At 25.6% G+C, this 16,216-nt stretch carries 17 protein-coding genes; 5 read left to right on the top strand and 12 right to left on the bottom strand.

Annotated features, from left to right (window positions below):
* Positions 1–43: 43 nt before the first annotated feature.
* The 3 genes from KYD98_RS11190 to KYD98_RS11180 all read right to left on the bottom strand — a co-directional run bounded on the left by KYD98_RS11190 (position 44) and on the right by KYD98_RS11180 (position 2,223).
* On the bottom strand, positions 44–583 hold the full coding sequence (locus tag KYD98_RS11190) for a GNAT family N-acetyltransferase (protein ID WP_219780123.1): 540 nt from the start codon (positions 581–583) through the stop codon (positions 44–46).
* Between the two features lie 119 nt (positions 584–702).
* Entirely contained in the window at positions 703–1,311 is a 609-nt protein-coding gene (locus KYD98_RS11185; protein WP_219780122.1) for a hypothetical protein, read from the bottom strand.
* A 351-nt stretch (positions 1,312–1,662) separates the two neighbouring features.
* Positions 1,663–2,223, bottom strand: a complete 561-nt coding sequence (locus KYD98_RS11180; protein WP_219780121.1) for a helix-turn-helix domain-containing protein — start codon at positions 2,221–2,223, stop codon at positions 1,663–1,665.
* A gap of 160 nt (positions 2,224–2,383) precedes the next feature.
* Between KYD98_RS11180 and KYD98_RS11175 the strand changes: the two genes are divergently transcribed.
* Complete coding sequence (locus KYD98_RS11175) at positions 2,384–3,262, top strand: DMT family transporter (protein WP_219780120.1); 879 nt, start codon at positions 2,384–2,386, stop codon at positions 3,260–3,262.
* Positions 3,263–3,494: 232 nt separating this feature from the next.
* Here KYD98_RS11175 and KYD98_RS11170 read toward each other — a convergent pair whose 3' ends face one another.
* The 3 genes from KYD98_RS11170 to KYD98_RS11165 all read right to left on the bottom strand — a co-directional run bounded on the left by KYD98_RS11170 (position 3,495) and on the right by KYD98_RS11165 (position 5,169).
* Positions 3,495–4,049, bottom strand: coding sequence for a helix-turn-helix domain-containing protein (locus KYD98_RS11170; RefSeq protein ID WP_219780119.1), 555 nt, complete (start codon positions 4,047–4,049; stop codon positions 3,495–3,497).
* A 387-nt stretch (positions 4,050–4,436) separates the two neighbouring features.
* The gene (locus KYD98_RS18220; RefSeq protein WP_258049772.1) at positions 4,437–4,559 is read right to left on the bottom strand and encodes a hypothetical protein; all 123 of its coding nucleotides are present in this window, start codon (positions 4,557–4,559) and stop codon (positions 4,437–4,439) included.
* Positions 4,549–5,169, bottom strand: coding sequence for a class I SAM-dependent methyltransferase (locus KYD98_RS11165; RefSeq protein WP_219780118.1), 621 nt, complete (start codon positions 5,167–5,169; stop codon positions 4,549–4,551). Before KYD98_RS11165 ends, KYD98_RS18220 begins: the two co-directional genes overlap by 11 nt.
* Before the next feature lie 293 nt (positions 5,170–5,462).
* Here KYD98_RS11165 and KYD98_RS11160 point away from each other — a divergent pair, with 293 nt between their 5' ends.
* On the top strand, positions 5,463–6,155 hold the full coding sequence (locus tag KYD98_RS11160; RefSeq protein WP_219780117.1) for a YetF domain-containing protein: 693 nt from the start codon (positions 5,463–5,465) through the stop codon (positions 6,153–6,155).
* A gap of 24 nt (positions 6,156–6,179) precedes the next feature.
* On the opposite strand, the gene KYD98_RS11155 is transcribed toward KYD98_RS11160, so the two are convergent.
* Both KYD98_RS11155 and KYD98_RS11150 read right to left on the bottom strand, forming a co-directional pair.
* Positions 6,180–6,602, bottom strand: a complete 423-nt coding sequence (locus tag KYD98_RS11155; RefSeq protein WP_219780116.1) for a GNAT family N-acetyltransferase — start codon at positions 6,600–6,602, stop codon at positions 6,180–6,182.
* 71 nt (positions 6,603–6,673) lie between these two features.
* Positions 6,674–7,072, bottom strand: coding sequence for a bleomycin resistance protein (locus KYD98_RS11150; RefSeq protein ID WP_219780115.1), 399 nt, complete (start codon positions 7,070–7,072; stop codon positions 6,674–6,676).
* 233 nt (positions 7,073–7,305) lie between these two features.
* On the opposite strand from KYD98_RS11150, the gene KYD98_RS11145 reads away from it, so the two are divergent.
* The 3 genes from KYD98_RS11145 (at position 7,306) to KYD98_RS11135 (ending at position 9,645) form a co-directional block, all read left to right on the top strand.
* Positions 7,306–7,587: an autorepressor SdpR family transcription factor gene (locus KYD98_RS11145; RefSeq protein ID WP_219780114.1), complete on the top strand. Its 282-nt coding sequence runs from the start codon at positions 7,306–7,308 to the stop codon at positions 7,585–7,587.
* 3 nt (positions 7,588–7,590) lie between these two features.
* Complete coding sequence (locus KYD98_RS11140) at positions 7,591–8,232, top strand: SdpI family protein (RefSeq protein ID WP_219780113.1); 642 nt, start codon at positions 7,591–7,593, stop codon at positions 8,230–8,232.
* Positions 8,233–8,430: 198 nt separating this feature from the next.
* A complete protein-coding gene (locus KYD98_RS11135; protein WP_219780112.1) occupies positions 8,431–9,645 on the top strand; it encodes a cation:proton antiporter in 1,215 nt (404 codons plus the stop codon).
* A 193-nt stretch (positions 9,646–9,838) separates the two neighbouring features.
* On the opposite strand, the gene KYD98_RS11130 is transcribed toward KYD98_RS11135, so the two are convergent.
* From KYD98_RS11130 to purF, 4 genes are all read right to left on the bottom strand, one after another.
* Complete coding sequence (locus tag KYD98_RS11130; protein WP_219780111.1) at positions 9,839–10,495, bottom strand: pentapeptide repeat-containing protein; 657 nt, start codon at positions 10,493–10,495, stop codon at positions 9,839–9,841.
* A gap of 280 nt (positions 10,496–10,775) precedes the next feature.
* Positions 10,776–11,516, bottom strand: a complete 741-nt coding sequence (locus KYD98_RS11125) for a tetratricopeptide repeat protein (RefSeq protein ID WP_219780110.1) — start codon at positions 11,514–11,516, stop codon at positions 10,776–10,778.
* A gap of 284 nt (positions 11,517–11,800) precedes the next feature.
* Positions 11,801–14,431 carry a bifunctional acetaldehyde-CoA/alcohol dehydrogenase gene (gene adhE, locus KYD98_RS11120; RefSeq protein WP_219780109.1) on the bottom strand — a complete coding sequence of 877 codons (2,631 nt, stop codon included), beginning with the start codon at positions 14,429–14,431 and terminating at the stop codon, positions 11,801–11,803.
* A gap of 355 nt (positions 14,432–14,786) precedes the next feature.
* Complete coding sequence (purF, locus tag KYD98_RS11115) at positions 14,787–16,208, bottom strand: amidophosphoribosyltransferase (protein WP_219780108.1); 1,422 nt, start codon at positions 16,206–16,208, stop codon at positions 14,787–14,789.
* Positions 16,209–16,216 lie beyond the last annotated feature (8 nt).

Genomic DNA, 16,216 nt, shown 5'->3' with positions numbered 1-16,216 from the left:
TAATTTGTTAACTCATTAATTATACTACTTAAATAAATAACTATTAAATAACATATTCTGATTTTAGAATACTATAGTAAAAAGTAATAACTTTTTTATTATCTAAAAATTTTAATTTTTCATTTTTTCTAAATCTATATTTGAATCCACATTTTTCAATTACTCTTTTTGAATTTTTATTAAAATCAAAATGTCCACACCAAATTAAATCTAGCTTTAATTTATTGAAACCATACTTAATTAAATACTCTACAGCCTCTGGAATAATTCCTTTTCCCCAATACTTAGGATTTAAAACATAGCCTATTTCCTTTTGTTTTAATTGAGTAATATTAATATCTGGTTTTCTATCATGAAGTCCTATTCCACCAATAACTTTATTTTCTGATTTCAAAACAATAGCATATGTATCGTTATTTTTAATAAACATTTTTATTATTTCTTTACTTTCATCTTCACTTTTATGTGGTGACCACCCAGCATTAGGACCTACTAATCCACTTTTAGCATATTCATATAAATCCTTGCTATCAGTTTCCTTCCATCTTCTTAATATTAATCTTTCAGTTAATAATCTCTCCATATATCTTCCCCTTTTTCATTTGTAATAAATTAATATTATTAATTTATTATAACATAATTTGTAAACATAACATTATTCAATCTTCAAAAAACATTATTTTAATATTGTGCAATAACAATTTAGTTTTTTATATAATCAGACGCTTTTTTATGTTCAGATGAATTCATATGCTTTGAGTTATATATTTCTACAGCTTTCTCAATACCATCAGCACTCATATGTGGGAGATATGTCTCAATATATCCCCAATTTCCTGTCTTTTGTATAATTTCTATAGCTTCTGCATCAGCTTGATTTTTTGAAATATCAGATGTAACCTCTATATTTTTAGGATAATTCTGACCATTCATAGTTAAATTCACAAAATTATCTTTACTATTCCATTCAACTTTAAAATTCATATATTCTAGCAATTCACTCATGGGCATATATAATTCTGCTTCAGAATCTTTTTCTTTTACAATTGAAATTAATGGGTCTTTTAAATTTATCTCATTTCCATTAAAGTAAATCTTATCCTTAGTAATAGATACTGACTTTATACCTTCTCCTGAAGAAATAGTAGCACCTTCAGCGTTAGTAATAGTTTCTGATTTTTTTTCTTCTACTACAGGAACAGCGGCAACCTTAGTGTTTAATTTTGTTTTTTCTATTGTAAAAACAACTGAAGCTCCTATTACACCAATCATTAAGCCTACAACTATACTTTTTACATCAAATTTTTTCATTATTCTCTCCTCTTTGTTTTATAGCAATTTATTATATAAATATTACTTAAAATTAAATTTTCTATTATAATCTAATAAATTACTTTTATTACTTAATTTATAAAGTTATTTTTTATTATACCATATTTCCCCAACATATCATTATTCAATTTTCAAAGAACATCATTACCATTTATTATTCTAGATTCTACATAATATAAAAGCCTGCATTCCTATAATTATGAGTATATAGGAATACAGGCTTTTATAATAAATTTCTATTCATTAATATATATTAACTTTAATATCGAATACATTTAAATTAAACTTGCTTTTATGCATATAATGTTTTTCCCATACCTATCAAAAGATCTAAATAAGTGATGGTGTAAGTACAAATAAGATATTATTTGTTTGGCTACTTTTATTTAAAAATTTATGCTTAACATTAGGCGGAATGCGTACAACATCTCCTTCTTCTAAAAAATACTCTATACCTTCCAATTCTACGTATACCTTGCCTTTCATAACAACAGCAATTTCTTCTTTATCAATGTGTAAATAATGGCTTTCAATTGTGCTTGAATGAGGATTTAAATCCATCATTAATAGCTCAATATGTGCTTTCATAAAATCTGGGGTTAATACATCATAAACAATATGATCATTATTTTCACGATAAATTTTTTTACGATCTTTTTTCTTTGAAATTAATGAATCAGTATCAATATCATTAATAAAAAGTGTAAAAAGTGGTACATTTAATGATTTTGCAATTAGTTCCAATACATTTAGTGATGGATTTCCCTGTCCTCGTTCAATTTGGCTAATAAGTGATGTGCTAATACCTGAATAGTCTGCAAATTCTCTAATAGTCATACCATTCTTCTTACGATAATTAAGTACAGTTTGACCTAAACGCTGATGATCCATAGTATAATCTCCTTTTCATAATAATGTGTTTTTTATCTGTTTTGTGCTAACATATTAAACATCTAAAATAAAGCTATTTTTCATAACACAAATATAATATAATCATCTTGTACATTATATTATACATTTTTTTTTATAATAAACAAAAGGAGATAAATTAATGAAATCACAAATTAGTAGATATTTAGCTTTATTTTTGGGAGTATTTGCACTATCGACTTCAGCCATTTTTGTAAAATTAGCAGATGCTCCTTCATCAGTTATAGCATTTTATAGGTTATTTTTTTCAACATTAATACTTTTACCATTTTTATTATTTAATAATAAAAACCGACAAGAATTAATTGCACTGTCAAAAAAACAATGGGGGTTTGGTCTATTATCAGGCTTATTTTTAGCAATTCATTATGTTTTATGGTTTGAATCACTAAATTACACATCCGTTGCAAGTTCAACAGTTATAGTTACATTACAACCACTTTTTTCGATATCTGGTGGATATTTTTTATTTAAAGAACGTTTCAGCAAAGGAGCCTTAACTGGTTGCTTTATCGCAATTATTGGTTGTTTTATTATAGGTTGGAGAGATTTTCAAATAAGTAATCAAGCTTTCTTTGGTGATTTACTTGCCTTTATAGCAGCAGGTATGATTACTTGCTATTTTTTCGTTGGCCATTATGTTAGAAAAAATTTATCACTTATTCCTTATTCAATAATTGGATATTCAAGTAGTGCACTTTTTTTAGCTTTTTATGCTTATAATCAACAGGTATCTTTTATTCATTATTCTTTACATACTTTGTATTCCTTTATTGGTTTAGCATTTATTGCAACTATTTTGGGACAAACTATTTTAAATTGGTTATTGAAATGGTTAAGTACATCAATTGTATCAATGAGTATTTTAGGAGAAACAATAGGAACTTGCATTCTTGCTTATTTCATTTTAGACGAGATTATTTCCTTACAGCAAGGTATAGGTATAATGTTCATTCTATTGGGCCTTGCCTTATTTTTATTCAAGAAAAATAATAGTTAAATAATTTATATAAAAAAGAATATTTTTAATTTAGAAGAAATATTATTATTGCAATTGAAATATATTCATAAATTTTTAACTAAAAAGAACTTACATCAAAGGCAATTTATCATCTAAGCTATATAATATAATAAAAATACCGTAGTATTCAATTTTAAATACTGCGGTATTTTAAGGAATTATCTGTCTTTCTTAATTAAGTTGTTAAGTAAAAATTTATATATTTATCATATTATTTAAAATAAAGTACTATATTTTGAAATATTGACTTACCTTGATTTACATTCTTATATACATGTTGTTTATTTGCCATAAATCTAATAGAATCACCTTTTTTTAATATAAATTTTTTATCATCTATATTTATTTCAAGTTGTCCTTCATTAACTATAATATATTCCTCAACACCATCATTATGAGAAGTAGATGTATGATTACAACCTAATTCTAATTCTATAGTAAATATCTCAAACCCTTTATCTGCAGCAAATGGAAATATCGGATATAACTTCATTCTTTTATCATCTTCTAATATTGGAGTAATATCATTCTGATGTATTACCTTTAAATCATCTTTTTCTTCATTAATGAATAAAGAAAAAGAGACTTTTAATCCAGTTGCAATTTTCCATAATGTAGAGACCGTTGGATTCGACTGCCCTCTTTCTATTTGACCTAACATTGCTTTACTAACACCAGTCAATTTAGCGACTTCATCTAGGCTTAAATTTCTTTTATTTCGTATATCTTTTAATTTATTACCTATAATTAAGTTTAAATCTTTCATTGCTTAACTCCTTTTATTTATAGCATTTTATATGTTATAACTTATATCATTTTACAATATCTTATTGATTATGTAAATTATAACTTATATAATATAACATATATATAAACAATATAACATACTAAGAGATTTTAAATAACAAAAGCATTTAAAAGTAATTTGTGATATCTATGTTACATTCGTCTATCCTATTGCTAATGATATCAATTTATAGCTTATTATCTGTAATTATACAGAGTAAAATTTAAATATTTCTTTTGCTGTAAATGATGGGATAATTGATTGCTTTAAACCTGCTGTAAACAAACGTAATCCAATACCAGAAAAAACAAACCATTTAAACATTAAATTAATTTAATTATAAGATATTTTGATAGCCACATTCCTTTACCATTTTCTACATTCTACATAATATATAACTGTATTATGTAGAATGTACATTACTTTTTCATCTGTAGCTTCGATACTTTTCTTTCTTAGTGTTTCATTACCTAAGAGATTAATTCTCAACTTTTCTTGCCCTCATTAAAAATAGAGAATATTTATTTTTTTTACCATCTATAACCTTTATACCATTAAAAAATGTACTTGATTCTACATCATTAAATCCAGCACTACTAAAAACACCTTTTAATTCCTCTTGATCAAAACCATTATGTCCATTAAAATTGGGATCTTCTTTATGAAAACTTCCATCGTCTTTATCTAAATCTACAATACACAAATATCCATTTTCATTAAGCAATTCATAAAATTTCTTTATTATTTTTTCAGTATTATAAATATGATGTAATGCCATAGAACTATAAATAACATCATATTTCATATTTAATGAATTTTCATCAAATATATCTAAATTCTTAGCAGTCATATTATTGACTTTGTACTTATTAATTTTATAATTCAGTATATCTATCATTCCTTTTGACGAATCAATTAAAGTAATTTCTTTAAATTTATTATAAAGATTAAAACTTATTAGCCCCGTTCCACATCCAAACTCCATTGCAGAAAAATTCTTATTAATATTAATTGAATTACTTATTTTATTTGCTATTACTTTTGCTCTATTAATTCTTCTTTCAGTATCCCAATTTTTAGCCTCATCATCAAAATTCATTTTTAAATCTCCTTTCTAATTCCATTTTTAAGTACTATTATTAATTATTACATATTTTTATTCAATACAGAAAATAGACTTTTTGTACTACTAAATATTAGTAAGTCTTTTTTATTTTTCATTTCCATAATATTCATTTTATCTCTAACTATATGTATAAATAAATTAAATTTGAATAAAATATGTTTGTGAATCATTGTAATTTAAAGTGTTCTTATCTATATATTAATTAGCTATTTTCATTTTTAATATTATTGACATTTCATATTTAGAATTATTTAGGAGACATTATTATGAATTTAAACAATGGAAATATATTTAATTCATTATTTAAAACAACTTTAATATTTATTGTGTTATTATTTTTAACAAGAATTCTTGGAAAAAAACAAATGAGTCATTTAACATTTTTTAATTACGTTACCGGTATTACAATTGGTTCTATTGCTGCTAATATGATTAATGACACTAATACAGATTTTTTGAATGATTTTTTAAGTTTAATTTGGTGGTGTATATTAACAATTTTCTTTGGATATATAGGTTTAAAATCAGGAACTTTAAGAAGTATACTTGATGCTGAACCAACTATTTTAATAAAAAAAGGTAAAATTATCAAAAAAGCATTGAAATCAAATCATCTTAATATGGATGATTTATCAATGTTACTTAGAAAAAAGGATATATTTTCCTTTTTAGAAGTAGATTATGCTATTTTAGAACCAAATGGTAACTTAAGTGTATTAAAAAAACAATCACAACAGCACATAATAAGAAAAGATATGAACATTCCTACATCTAATATAAACTATATTCCATCTGAGATAATTGTTGATGGTAAAATAATAAAACATAATTTGTTAGAATTAAATTTAACTGAAGAAAAATTAAAACAACAACTTAAAGATTATAATGTTAATTCTATAGAAGATGTTTTTTATGCTGAAATTCAAAGTGATGGTACCTTCTTTATAGATAAGATTTAATTCTTATCTATAAAGATTTTGCTCTTATTTAATGAAACCTTTTGCTTGCTTTTTTTCTGCATCATAAAATAATGCCATTCCAGTCTTCATCTTTTTAAAATTCATTTTTTCATAAAAAATTTCTTTGCCTGGTGATGCATATAATATAAAATTGCATTGTGGTGTACATTTTATAATACTTTCAAGAATCTTTTTTCCCACACCTTTTCCTTGATATTCAGGTAATACTGCTACGTCATAAATGGCTGCTTGATAAATTCCATCTGAAATTGCACGACCAAAACCAATAAGTTTATCATCATCAAAAATAAATATAGTAGTATAACTGTTTTCAAATGCTCTCCTGTGCATCTCCCCTTCAAAATATGACATTCCAACTTTTTTTAATATATTAGATACATAATCCCAATTAATATTTGAACAATTGTATTGAATTTCTAGTTGCATATATACTCTCCTTTAAATACTATTATAAGATAAGTATAAATCCTTACCTTAGGTAGGATGCAAGTGAAATTTTATTTAATAATCTGTGAAAAGCGTAATAAATATCCATCAGGATCTTGAACAAGTATTTCTTTTTCAATAATTACCTGTCCATCACATTCATAATAACTTTCAAAAACGTCTCTAAATAAAGTAATATTATTTTCTTTAAGTTTGTTATAGATTTTCATCACATCTTTAACATTTATTTGAAAATTTATTCCTCTTCCAAATGGATATTTTAAATCCCCAGTATTCCAATAACCATTAATCTCTTCAAGCATAATTTGTGCTTGTCCTAGAGAAATAAACATAAATTTATCCTCTTCTCTTTCATATTCTAAATTAAATCCTAAAATATCTAAATAAAATTTCTTAGACTTCTGTATATTAGAAACTGATAATTCAGGTACAAGTCCATTAAAATTCATAGTATTCTCCTCTTTCATCCTTATATTTTATAAATCATAATTAAATTAATTTTCCTTCTATCTTAAATAATATACTTATTATTAATACTACCAAATTTAACATAAATACCAAATTTATAATTTAATTCTATCTTAAAACATCTCTATTGACAATTTTATATGTTTTATATATATTTATATTAGATATTTAGATAATTATCTAAATATCTAATATAAATATAGGAGGTGATTATTTGTCCTTTAATGATGCTTTTAAAGCACTTTCTGATAATACGCGAAGGCAAATTTTAGACTTATTAAAAGAACAGGATATGACTGCTGGTGATATTGCTGATTATTTTAAAATTACAAAACCCAGTATATCCCACCATTTGAATATACTTAAACAATCAGGATTAGTAAGCGATGAAAGAAAAGGCCAATTTATTTACTACTCACTTAATACCTCTGTTTTTGAAGATGTTATAAAATGGTTTGTATCATTTTTAAATACCACTAAAGAAAAGGAGAAATAAATTATGAAAAATAAAAATACAATTTATAATCTTATATTAATAGGAATAGGATTTTTAATTACTGTTATTGTATATAATAAACTTCCAAATCAAATCCCTACTCATTGGAATATTAGTGGAGAAATCGATAAATATAGCTCTAAATTATTTGGATCGTTTTTGTTACCATCAATCATGCTTCTAGTATGGATTGGGATGTTATTAACTCCTAAAATAGATCCAAAGAAAAATAATTATTCTAAATTTGATAAAAGTTATAATGTTATTATAAATGTTACTCTAACATTCTTATTTATTTTACATATTTGTGTTCTAGGAGTTTCTCTTGATTATAACATTGAAATAAATAGAGTTATTCCATTTATGTTAGGTATATTATTAATAGTTATAGGTAATTATCTTCCAAAATCTAAAACTAACTTTTTCTATGGAATTAAAACTCCATGGACACTAACAAATGAAGATACTTGGAAAAAAACTCATAGATTAGGTGGTAAATTATTTGTATTATCAGGATTAGTTATAATTATTAGTTCATTATTTTTTACTAGAAATTTACAGTTTACAGTTGTAATTATTTCAATATTAGTTGCAGGAATAATTCCTATAATAGCAAGTTATTTTTACTCTAAAAATAATATATAAATAAAAAAGATGAAATTTTTTAAATTTCATCTTTTTTATGCTTTAATTAATAATTATAGTTATTTATATTCCATAAGAATATAAATAACTATAATTATTAATGTTTTTGTACTGGTTAGTATTATTTTTAATAATATGTTATAGTATATGTATACATTTTTGTTTAATATTTCTAATAATAAAAAGGGGGATATTATTATGAATTCTTATCGTTTTATATTTGATTTAGCATTAATATTATTAACCACAAAAGTTTTAGGATTAGCAAACAAACGTTTCCAACTCCCTCAAGTTGTTGGAGCCTTAATGGCAGGAGTATTATTTGGACCTACTGTCTTTAATTTTTTAAATGAAACAGAATTTATAACTCAACTTTCTCAAATCGGGGTAATTGTTTTAATGTTTTGTGCTGGTCTTGAAACAGATGTAAAGAAACTAAAAAAAAGTAGACGGTCATCTTTTATTATCGCCTTAATAGGTGTACTTTTACCTCTTATAGTAGGATTTATAGTTAGTTGCTTCTTTAATAATGATCCTTCTATTTCAGATGCATCTTCAAGTATATTATTGCAAAATATATTTATAGGAGTTATATTAACTGCAACATCTGTCAGTATAACAGTTGAAACATTAAAAGAATTGGGCAAGCTTAACTCAAACGTTGGAAGTGCAATTTTAGGTGCTGCAATCATAGATGATATACTAGGTATCATTGCGCTTACTATAGTTACTAGTTTTGCAGACTCAAATGTAAATATTTGGGTAGTGTTATTTAAGATTTTTGCATTTTTTATTTTTGCAGCAATTTGTTGTTTTATATTTTATAGATTCTTTTCCAAAGTTCAATTAAGACATGATAAAGGTATGCGTAGATTTGTAATACTTTCTTTTGTGTATTGCTTAATACTTTCATACTGTGCAGAAGTATTTTTTGGAGTAGCAGATATAACTGGTGCATTTATAGCTGGGCTTATAATTTCGAAAACTACGTATTCTAAATATATAGCATCACGTTTTGAAATACTTTCATATATGTTACTTTCACCAGTTTTTTTCGCTAGTATTGGGATAAAATTTAAATTACCTGCTATGAATGTATCAATGATTATATTTTCTATAGTACTTGTATTAGTTGCTATTATAACTAAAATTATAGGGTGCGGAATTGCAGCTAAATTATGTAAGTTTTCATCTTTAGAATCTCTTCAAATAGGTACTGGAATGGTATCCCGTGGAGAGGTAGCTTTAATAGTTGCAAATAAAGGTGCTTCCTTAGGTTTAATGTCTTCAGTATTTTTTGGTCCTATTATAATAATGATAATCATAACTACTATTGTTACACCACTGCTATTAAAAATAGTATTTTCAGAACGTATTAATAAAAATAATACAAAAATTCAATCTAGTGTTTAAAATATAAAATAAGGACTTAAGTGTAATAAAATAACTATCACATTTAAGTCCTTTTATATTATTCAAATTTATATTTTATTTCTAGAACTCAACTTTAAAAATGTATATCTTTAAAATTTACTATTTAAATTCTATTTTTTATCTTTATTCCATAGCTAGTATATGTAAATTCAACTCAATTAATGAAGGATAATTATAATATACCCTCTTTTTGATATGTTTGTATAGATTTGACTATATAGCTTAGTGTACAAAAATCCCTATCAATTCTATCTGCAAGGATTTTTAATCCAGATATTAAATTCTTCTCACTAAATTTTTCTAAAAGAATCATTATACTTAAAGTATTAATTTCGCCATCTTTGTTATCGAGTAATCTTGAATTTCTTACCTTTTCATTTGTTAATGCTAAATTTATAGCATTTTTTAAGTTTTCACTTATATTAATAATTGGTGCTTCATCAAATATTCTAACTGATGATTCATCAAATTCCAAATTTTTCGCAACACTTATATCAGTACATACGAATATTACATTCTTAAATTCTGCCTCTTTAAAGTCTACACCACTTAAATTTACCCCTTCAAATACAGCATCTTCAAACTTTGCTTTTTTAAATTTACTTTTCTTGAAATTACTCCCAATAAATTCAGCTGATTTAAATGTACAACCAAAAAAGTTACATCCTTTAAAATGTGCTCCTCTAAAACTTGTAAAGTTAAAATTTGAACCTGTAAAATCACATCCATAACAATTACTTCTTTTTAGATCATTGTACATAAAATTTTTGTTTTGTTTTAATTCCTTATTATAATTCAAACCAGTTCTTTTTCTCTTATTATTATCCATTCACTCATCCATTTCTTCTCTTTTATTTAGTTATATTTTTAAGCACGTGAAAATAACTAACAAGCCCAAAGTTTCAATCGATATTTTTCGTTCTATAAAGAAAATGACTTCTCCTAATAGCCTGCTATTAGATAAATTTTATAAAACAACATGATGAAAAATAGGCTGAACAATAGACTTGTTATTTTTTGATTATACCTTATTTCAATATATGATATCATAGTTTTAAGGATAATAGCAAAATTATATATTTAAATATTAGTTAAATATCCTTATTTTCTTAAAATTCCACCTTTTCTGGTATGGCACCTATTTCCTTCATCTCTTCAATTGCTTCTAAATAAGCAGCATTTTCTGGTGAAATTTTTACAGCCTCCTCAAAACAATATAATGCTTTATTAATATCTTCAAAGTGATAATAACAAACTGCTAATTTATTAAGTAACATATGATTTTCTTTATTACTTCTTAGAGACATTTTAAAATACTTTATTGCTAATTTATAACTAAGTTTAAATTTATCATCTTCATAAAATTCTAAAATATTTTCCTTATTTATATATATATTTCCCATACATTCATATACTGTGGACATTAAAGCACCATATTGATTTTTCTCTTCTTCTGAAAATTCTTTTTCACATTTTCTAAAATAATCTAATGCACTTTCTCCATCATTTAATTCAGCATAGCAAAACCCTATATAAATATAGCTTAATTTATCATTAGTGTGAGTATTATACTCTTTAAACATTTCTATAGCTTCATTATATTTTTTAGTATATCTATAAATAAGTCCTTTCATAAATAATGTATAATAATTTTTAGAATTGAATTCTTTTGCTTTATTCACAAAATATAATGCCTTATCTACTTTACCTTTTTGCAAATCACTCATAGCAATATTATTTAAAACTTCTGATAATTCTTCTTCACTTGATATTGTTCCACCTGTTATATTTATTCTATTTTCCTTTAAAAAATTATCAATCTTATCTTGTATATTTTTATCTGTATTCATTTCTACTACACCTACTTTTTACTTTTTTCTATACTTCTAAATAATCAAATGCATTCAATATTATAATTATTGGTTATGTTAGAAACTGCTTTATTTAAATACATACTATTCATCACCATATTATATCTAATATCTAATAAAGCACTAGATTTAAAATACATTATCTTCATTATATATTATAGACATATCTACTACAATTAATATTTATTATTTAATCCTTATTTTTCCACCACAAAAAGCAAAGGTTAGTTACCAAAATTTGTAACTAACCTTTAAATTATATATTATTTCTTTTTAGTTTGTTTTTTAACTGTATCTTGTTTTTTAGCTTTAACATCATATGCATTAATATACATTTCTCTCATTTCATTCATTAACGGATATCTTGGATTAGCTCCAGTGCATTGATCATCAAATGCTTGCTCAACCATTTCATCAAGTGAATCATAGAATTTATCTTCACTTACACCAGCATCTTTAATTGTCATTGGCATTTCTACTTTTCTTTGAAGGTCTTCTACCGCTTTAATTAACAATTCAACCTTTTCAGAGTCAGTATTTCCACCTAATTGAAGATAATCAGCAATCTTTGCATATCTATTTTCTGCATTTGGATACTTATATTGAGCAAATGCTGCTTGTTTTGTTGGAGCATCAGTTGCATTAAATTTAATAACTTGATTTATTAATAATGAATTAGCCATACCATGTGGTAAGTGATGGAATGCACCTAACTTATGTGCCATTGAGTGGCATATACCTAAGAATGCATTTGAGAATGCCATACCTGCCATACATGAAGCATGAGCCATCTTTTCTCTTGCTTTGATATTAGTTGTTCCTTCACTATATGCTTGTGGTAAATATTTAAATACTAATCTTATAGACTCTAAAGCTAATCCATTAGTAAATTCTGACGCCATTATTGAAACATATGATTCCATTGCATGAACCAATACATCTATACCTGCACAAGCAGTTAATCCTTTAGGTGAAGTCATCATAAGCTCTGCATCAACTATAGCCATATCTGGAGTTAATTCATAATCAGCTAATGGATATTTTACACTTGTTTTTTCATCAGTTATAACAGCAAAAGGCGTTACTTCTGATCCTGTACCAGCTGAAGTTGCTATTGCAACCATTGTTGCTTTTTCACCTAAGCTTGGGAATCTATAAACTCTTTTTCTTATATCCATAAATCTCATAGCTAAATCTTCAAATTTAACTTCTGGATGTTCATACATAACCCACATAATCTTAGCTGCATCCATAGCTGATCCACCACCAAGTGAAATTATAACGTCTGGATTAAAGCTTAACATTTCTTTTGCACCTGCTTTAGCACACCTTAATGTTGGGTCTGGTTCAACATCAAAGAATATTTTATATTGTATTCTATTTCTATCTAATACTTCAGTAACCTTATCAGTATATCCTAATTGAAATAATACTTTATCTGTTACAATAAAAGCTTTTTTCTTACCCATATCATGTAATTCTTCTAAAGCTATTGGTAAACATCCATATTTAAAGTAAATTTTTTCAGGAACTCTAAACCAAAGCATATTTTCTCTCCTTTTAGCTACACTCTTAACATTGATTAAATGTTTAGGACCAACATTTTCTGAAACTGAGTTTCCACCCCATGATCCACATCCTAAAGTCAGAGATGGTGATAATTTAAAGTTATACAAATCACCTATAGCTCCTTGAGATGCTGGCATATTTATTAATGTTCTAGCAGTTTTCATTTTAGCTCCAAATTTAGCTATCCTGTCTTTTGATTTTATTTCATCAGTATAAAGAATTGATGTATGACCCATACCTCCTAAAACTATTAATCTATCAGCTTTTTCTAATGCTTCTTCATAAGTTTTAGCTCTATACATTGCAAGTACTGGAGATAATTTTTCATGTGAAAAAGGTTCTTCTAACTCTACTGAATCGACTTCTCCAACTAATACTTTAGCGTTTTCTTTTACTATAACTCCAGCCATTTCAGCTATTTTATAAGCGGATTGACCAACTATATTAGAATTCAAACCACCATTTTCATTTAAGATAATTTTTCTAACCTTATCTACTTCATCAGATTTAAGAATATATGCTCCTCTTTCAGCTAATTCTTTTTTAACTTCATCATAGACTTCATCTAAAGCAATTATTGATTGTTCTGATGCACATATAACTCCATTATCAAATGTTTTTGATAAAAGAATTGAATTAACAGCCATTTTAATATGTGCTGTTTCATCTATAATTGCTGGAGTGTTCCCCGCTCCAACACCCAAAGCTGGTTTTCCTGATGAATAAGCAGCCTTAACCATTGCTGGACCACCTGTTGCAAGAATCATATCACTTTCTCTCATAACATTTTGAGATAATTCAACTGATGGTTCATCTATCCAACCAATTATTCCTTCTGGTGCACCTGCTTTAACTGCTGCATCTAAAACTATTTTTGCTGCAGCTATTGTAGAATTTTTTGCTCTTGGATGAGGGGAAATTATTATTGCATTTCTAGTTTTTAGTGCTATTAATGTTTTAAATATAGCTGTTGAAGTTGGATTAGTTGTTGGAACAATAGCTGCTATAACACCTATTGGCTCTGCAACTTTTGTAATTCCATATGTAAAATCTTCTTCTAAAACTCCACAAGTTTTCATATCTTTATATTGATTATATATATATTCAGCAGCAAAATGATTTTTTACAACTTTATCTTCTATAATTCCCATTCCTGTTTCTTCTACAGCCATTTTAGCCAATTTAATTCTATTATTATTAGCTGCCATAGCTGCTTGTCTGAAAATCTCATCTACTTGCTCCTGAGTAAATTGAGCAAACTTTTTTTGCGCCTTTCTTAACTGATTAATTTTTTGTGTTAGTTCTTCAGGGTTTGTTACTTTCATTACATATTCCTCCTAAAGTAAATATATTTTTAAAATTTAACTAAAAAATAATAAAATACATTACTAGGTTTTCTTATTATTTTTTTAATATTCTTAATTTCTAAATATTGTTGTTGCATTATTCTTTTTTTACTCTACATTTCAAACTTAATTTAGGAATAATGGTGTGCCATATGATTACTTTTTATTCTTTAAGAGTATTGATTATATCTTTAAAGTAAAACATTTTAGAAATTATTCATAACTTATATAACAATATATTTTTTCTTATTGGAGTATAAAAATACAAGCTTTAAAGATTTAGTTAAAAATTTTATTAACTAATCTTTTAAAGCTTGTTATAAATCAATATATTTTACATATTAACTAAATTTTTTGTTAAAGTTATTGAATCATTTTTTAATTTAGGATATTTACCATCAAAACATGCTGCGCAAAATCCACTATTATTTTCTTTTCCAACTGATTTTAATAATGCTTCTATAGTTATAAAATTTAAAGAATCTGCAAGTATATATTTTCTTATATATTCAATTGACTTACTTGATGCTATTAATTCTTTTGTATTTGAAGTTGCTATTCCATAGAAACATGAAAACTTTATAGGTGGTGCTGAAATTATTACATGAACTTCTTTAGCCCCAGCTTTTTTTAACCTTTTTACTATTCCTTTTAAAGTTGTCCCTCTAACTAATGAATCATCTACTAAGATAATTCTTTTACCTCTTATATTTTCCTTTATAGGATTTAACTTAATATTTACAGCTTTTATTCTTTCGTTTTGAACAGATTTTATAAATGTTCTTCCTATATATTTGTTTTTTACGAAGCCTTGTCCATATGGAATTCCCGTTTCATTAGCATATGAAATTGCTGCTGGTATACCTGAATCAGGTACACCCACTACTAAATCTGCATCAATTTTATACAATTTAGCTAATTCTTTTCCCATATTCTCTCTTGCTTTATAAACACTCATACCATCTATTTTACTATCTTCTCTTGCAAAATAGACAAATTCAAATATACAAAGTCTTTTTCCTTCATTAACTTCTTTTTTAACACTTTTTATTCCAGTTTTATCTATTATGATTATTTCTCCTGGGTCTACATCCCTTATAAATTTAGCTCCTACAGCATTTAATGCACAACTTTCAGAAGATAAAATATAAGCATCATTTAATTTTCCTATACAAAGTGGTCTCATTCCTAATGGATCTCTTACTCCTATAAGTCTATCATTATCCATTAACACAAGTGAATATGCTCCATCTATAAAATCCATTATATTTAATATACTTTTTTCTAAAGTATATCCTTTTTCTAATTCATTTAATATCAAATATCCTAAAATTTCTGAATCTATTGAAGTTTTCAATTTATATTTACTTATTCTTCTTTTTAATTCAGTTCCATTTAAAATATGACCATTATGAGCTAATACTAGTTGATCTTTTTTATTGCTTACTATTAACGGTTGTGCATCATTAGCTGAAACTTCACCACTAGTTGCATATCTAACATGACCAATTGCTTTGTTTCCATTTAAATTATTAAGTAACTCTTGATTAAACACCTCATTTACAAGACCTAGATTCTTATAACAATTTACTTTATTTTCTAAATAAGATGCAATACCACAACTATGTTGACCTCTATGTTGCAATGAATATAATCCATAATAAGTAATTTCACTACAGTTTATACTTCCACTTAAATCTATAACACCAAAAACTCCACATTCCTCTTTTAATTTATCATTTATTTCAAAACACACATTTACAC

It is taken from the genome of Clostridium weizhouense (assembly GCF_019431045.1).
Lineage (GTDB): Bacteria > Bacillota > Clostridia > Clostridiales > Clostridiaceae > Clostridium > Clostridium weizhouense.
Note: the sequence above shows the minus strand (reverse complement) of the source record. Positions and strands in the feature narration are given on the sequence as shown.

Excerpts from the sequence above, each read along its gene's own strand:
- KYD98_RS11170 (WP_219780119.1), bottom strand. The coding sequence starts at position 4,049 with ATGAAAGATTTAAACTTAATTATAGGTAATAAATTAAAAGATATACGA.
- KYD98_RS11185 (WP_219780122.1), bottom strand. The coding sequence starts at position 1,311 with ATGAAAAAATTTGATGTAAAAAGTATAGTTGTAGGCTTAATGATTGGT.
- KYD98_RS11180 (WP_219780121.1), bottom strand. The coding sequence starts at position 2,223 with ATGGATCATCAGCGTTTAGGTCAAACTGTACTTAATTATCGTAAGAAG.
- KYD98_RS11140 (WP_219780113.1), top strand. The coding sequence starts at position 7,591 with ATGAAAAATAAAAATACAATTTATAATCTTATATTAATAGGAATAGGA.
- adhE (WP_219780109.1), bottom strand. The coding sequence starts at position 14,431 with ATGAAAGTAACAAACCCTGAAGAACTAACACAAAAAATTAATCAGTTA.
- KYD98_RS11125 (WP_219780110.1), bottom strand. The coding sequence starts at position 11,516 with ATGAATACAGATAAAAATATACAAGATAAGATTGATAATTTTTTAAAG.
- KYD98_RS11150 (WP_219780115.1), bottom strand. The coding sequence starts at position 7,072 with ATGAATTTTAATGGACTTGTACCTGAATTATCAGTTTCTAATATACAG.
- KYD98_RS11155 (WP_219780116.1), bottom strand. The coding sequence starts at position 6,602 with ATGCAACTAGAAATTCAATACAATTGTTCAAATATTAATTGGGATTAT.
- KYD98_RS11175 (WP_219780120.1), top strand. The coding sequence starts at position 2,384 with ATGAAATCACAAATTAGTAGATATTTAGCTTTATTTTTGGGAGTATTT.
- KYD98_RS11165 (WP_219780118.1), bottom strand. The coding sequence starts at position 5,169 with ATGAATTTTGATGATGAGGCTAAAAATTGGGATACTGAAAGAAGAATT.
- KYD98_RS11160 (WP_219780117.1), top strand. The coding sequence starts at position 5,463 with ATGAATTTAAACAATGGAAATATATTTAATTCATTATTTAAAACAACT.
- KYD98_RS11190 (WP_219780123.1), bottom strand. The coding sequence starts at position 583 with ATGGAGAGATTATTAACTGAAAGATTAATATTAAGAAGATGGAAGGAA.
- KYD98_RS11130 (WP_219780111.1), bottom strand. The coding sequence starts at position 10,495 with ATGGATAATAATAAGAGAAAAAGAACTGGTTTGAATTATAATAAGGAA.
- KYD98_RS11135 (WP_219780112.1), top strand. The coding sequence starts at position 8,431 with ATGAATTCTTATCGTTTTATATTTGATTTAGCATTAATATTATTAACC.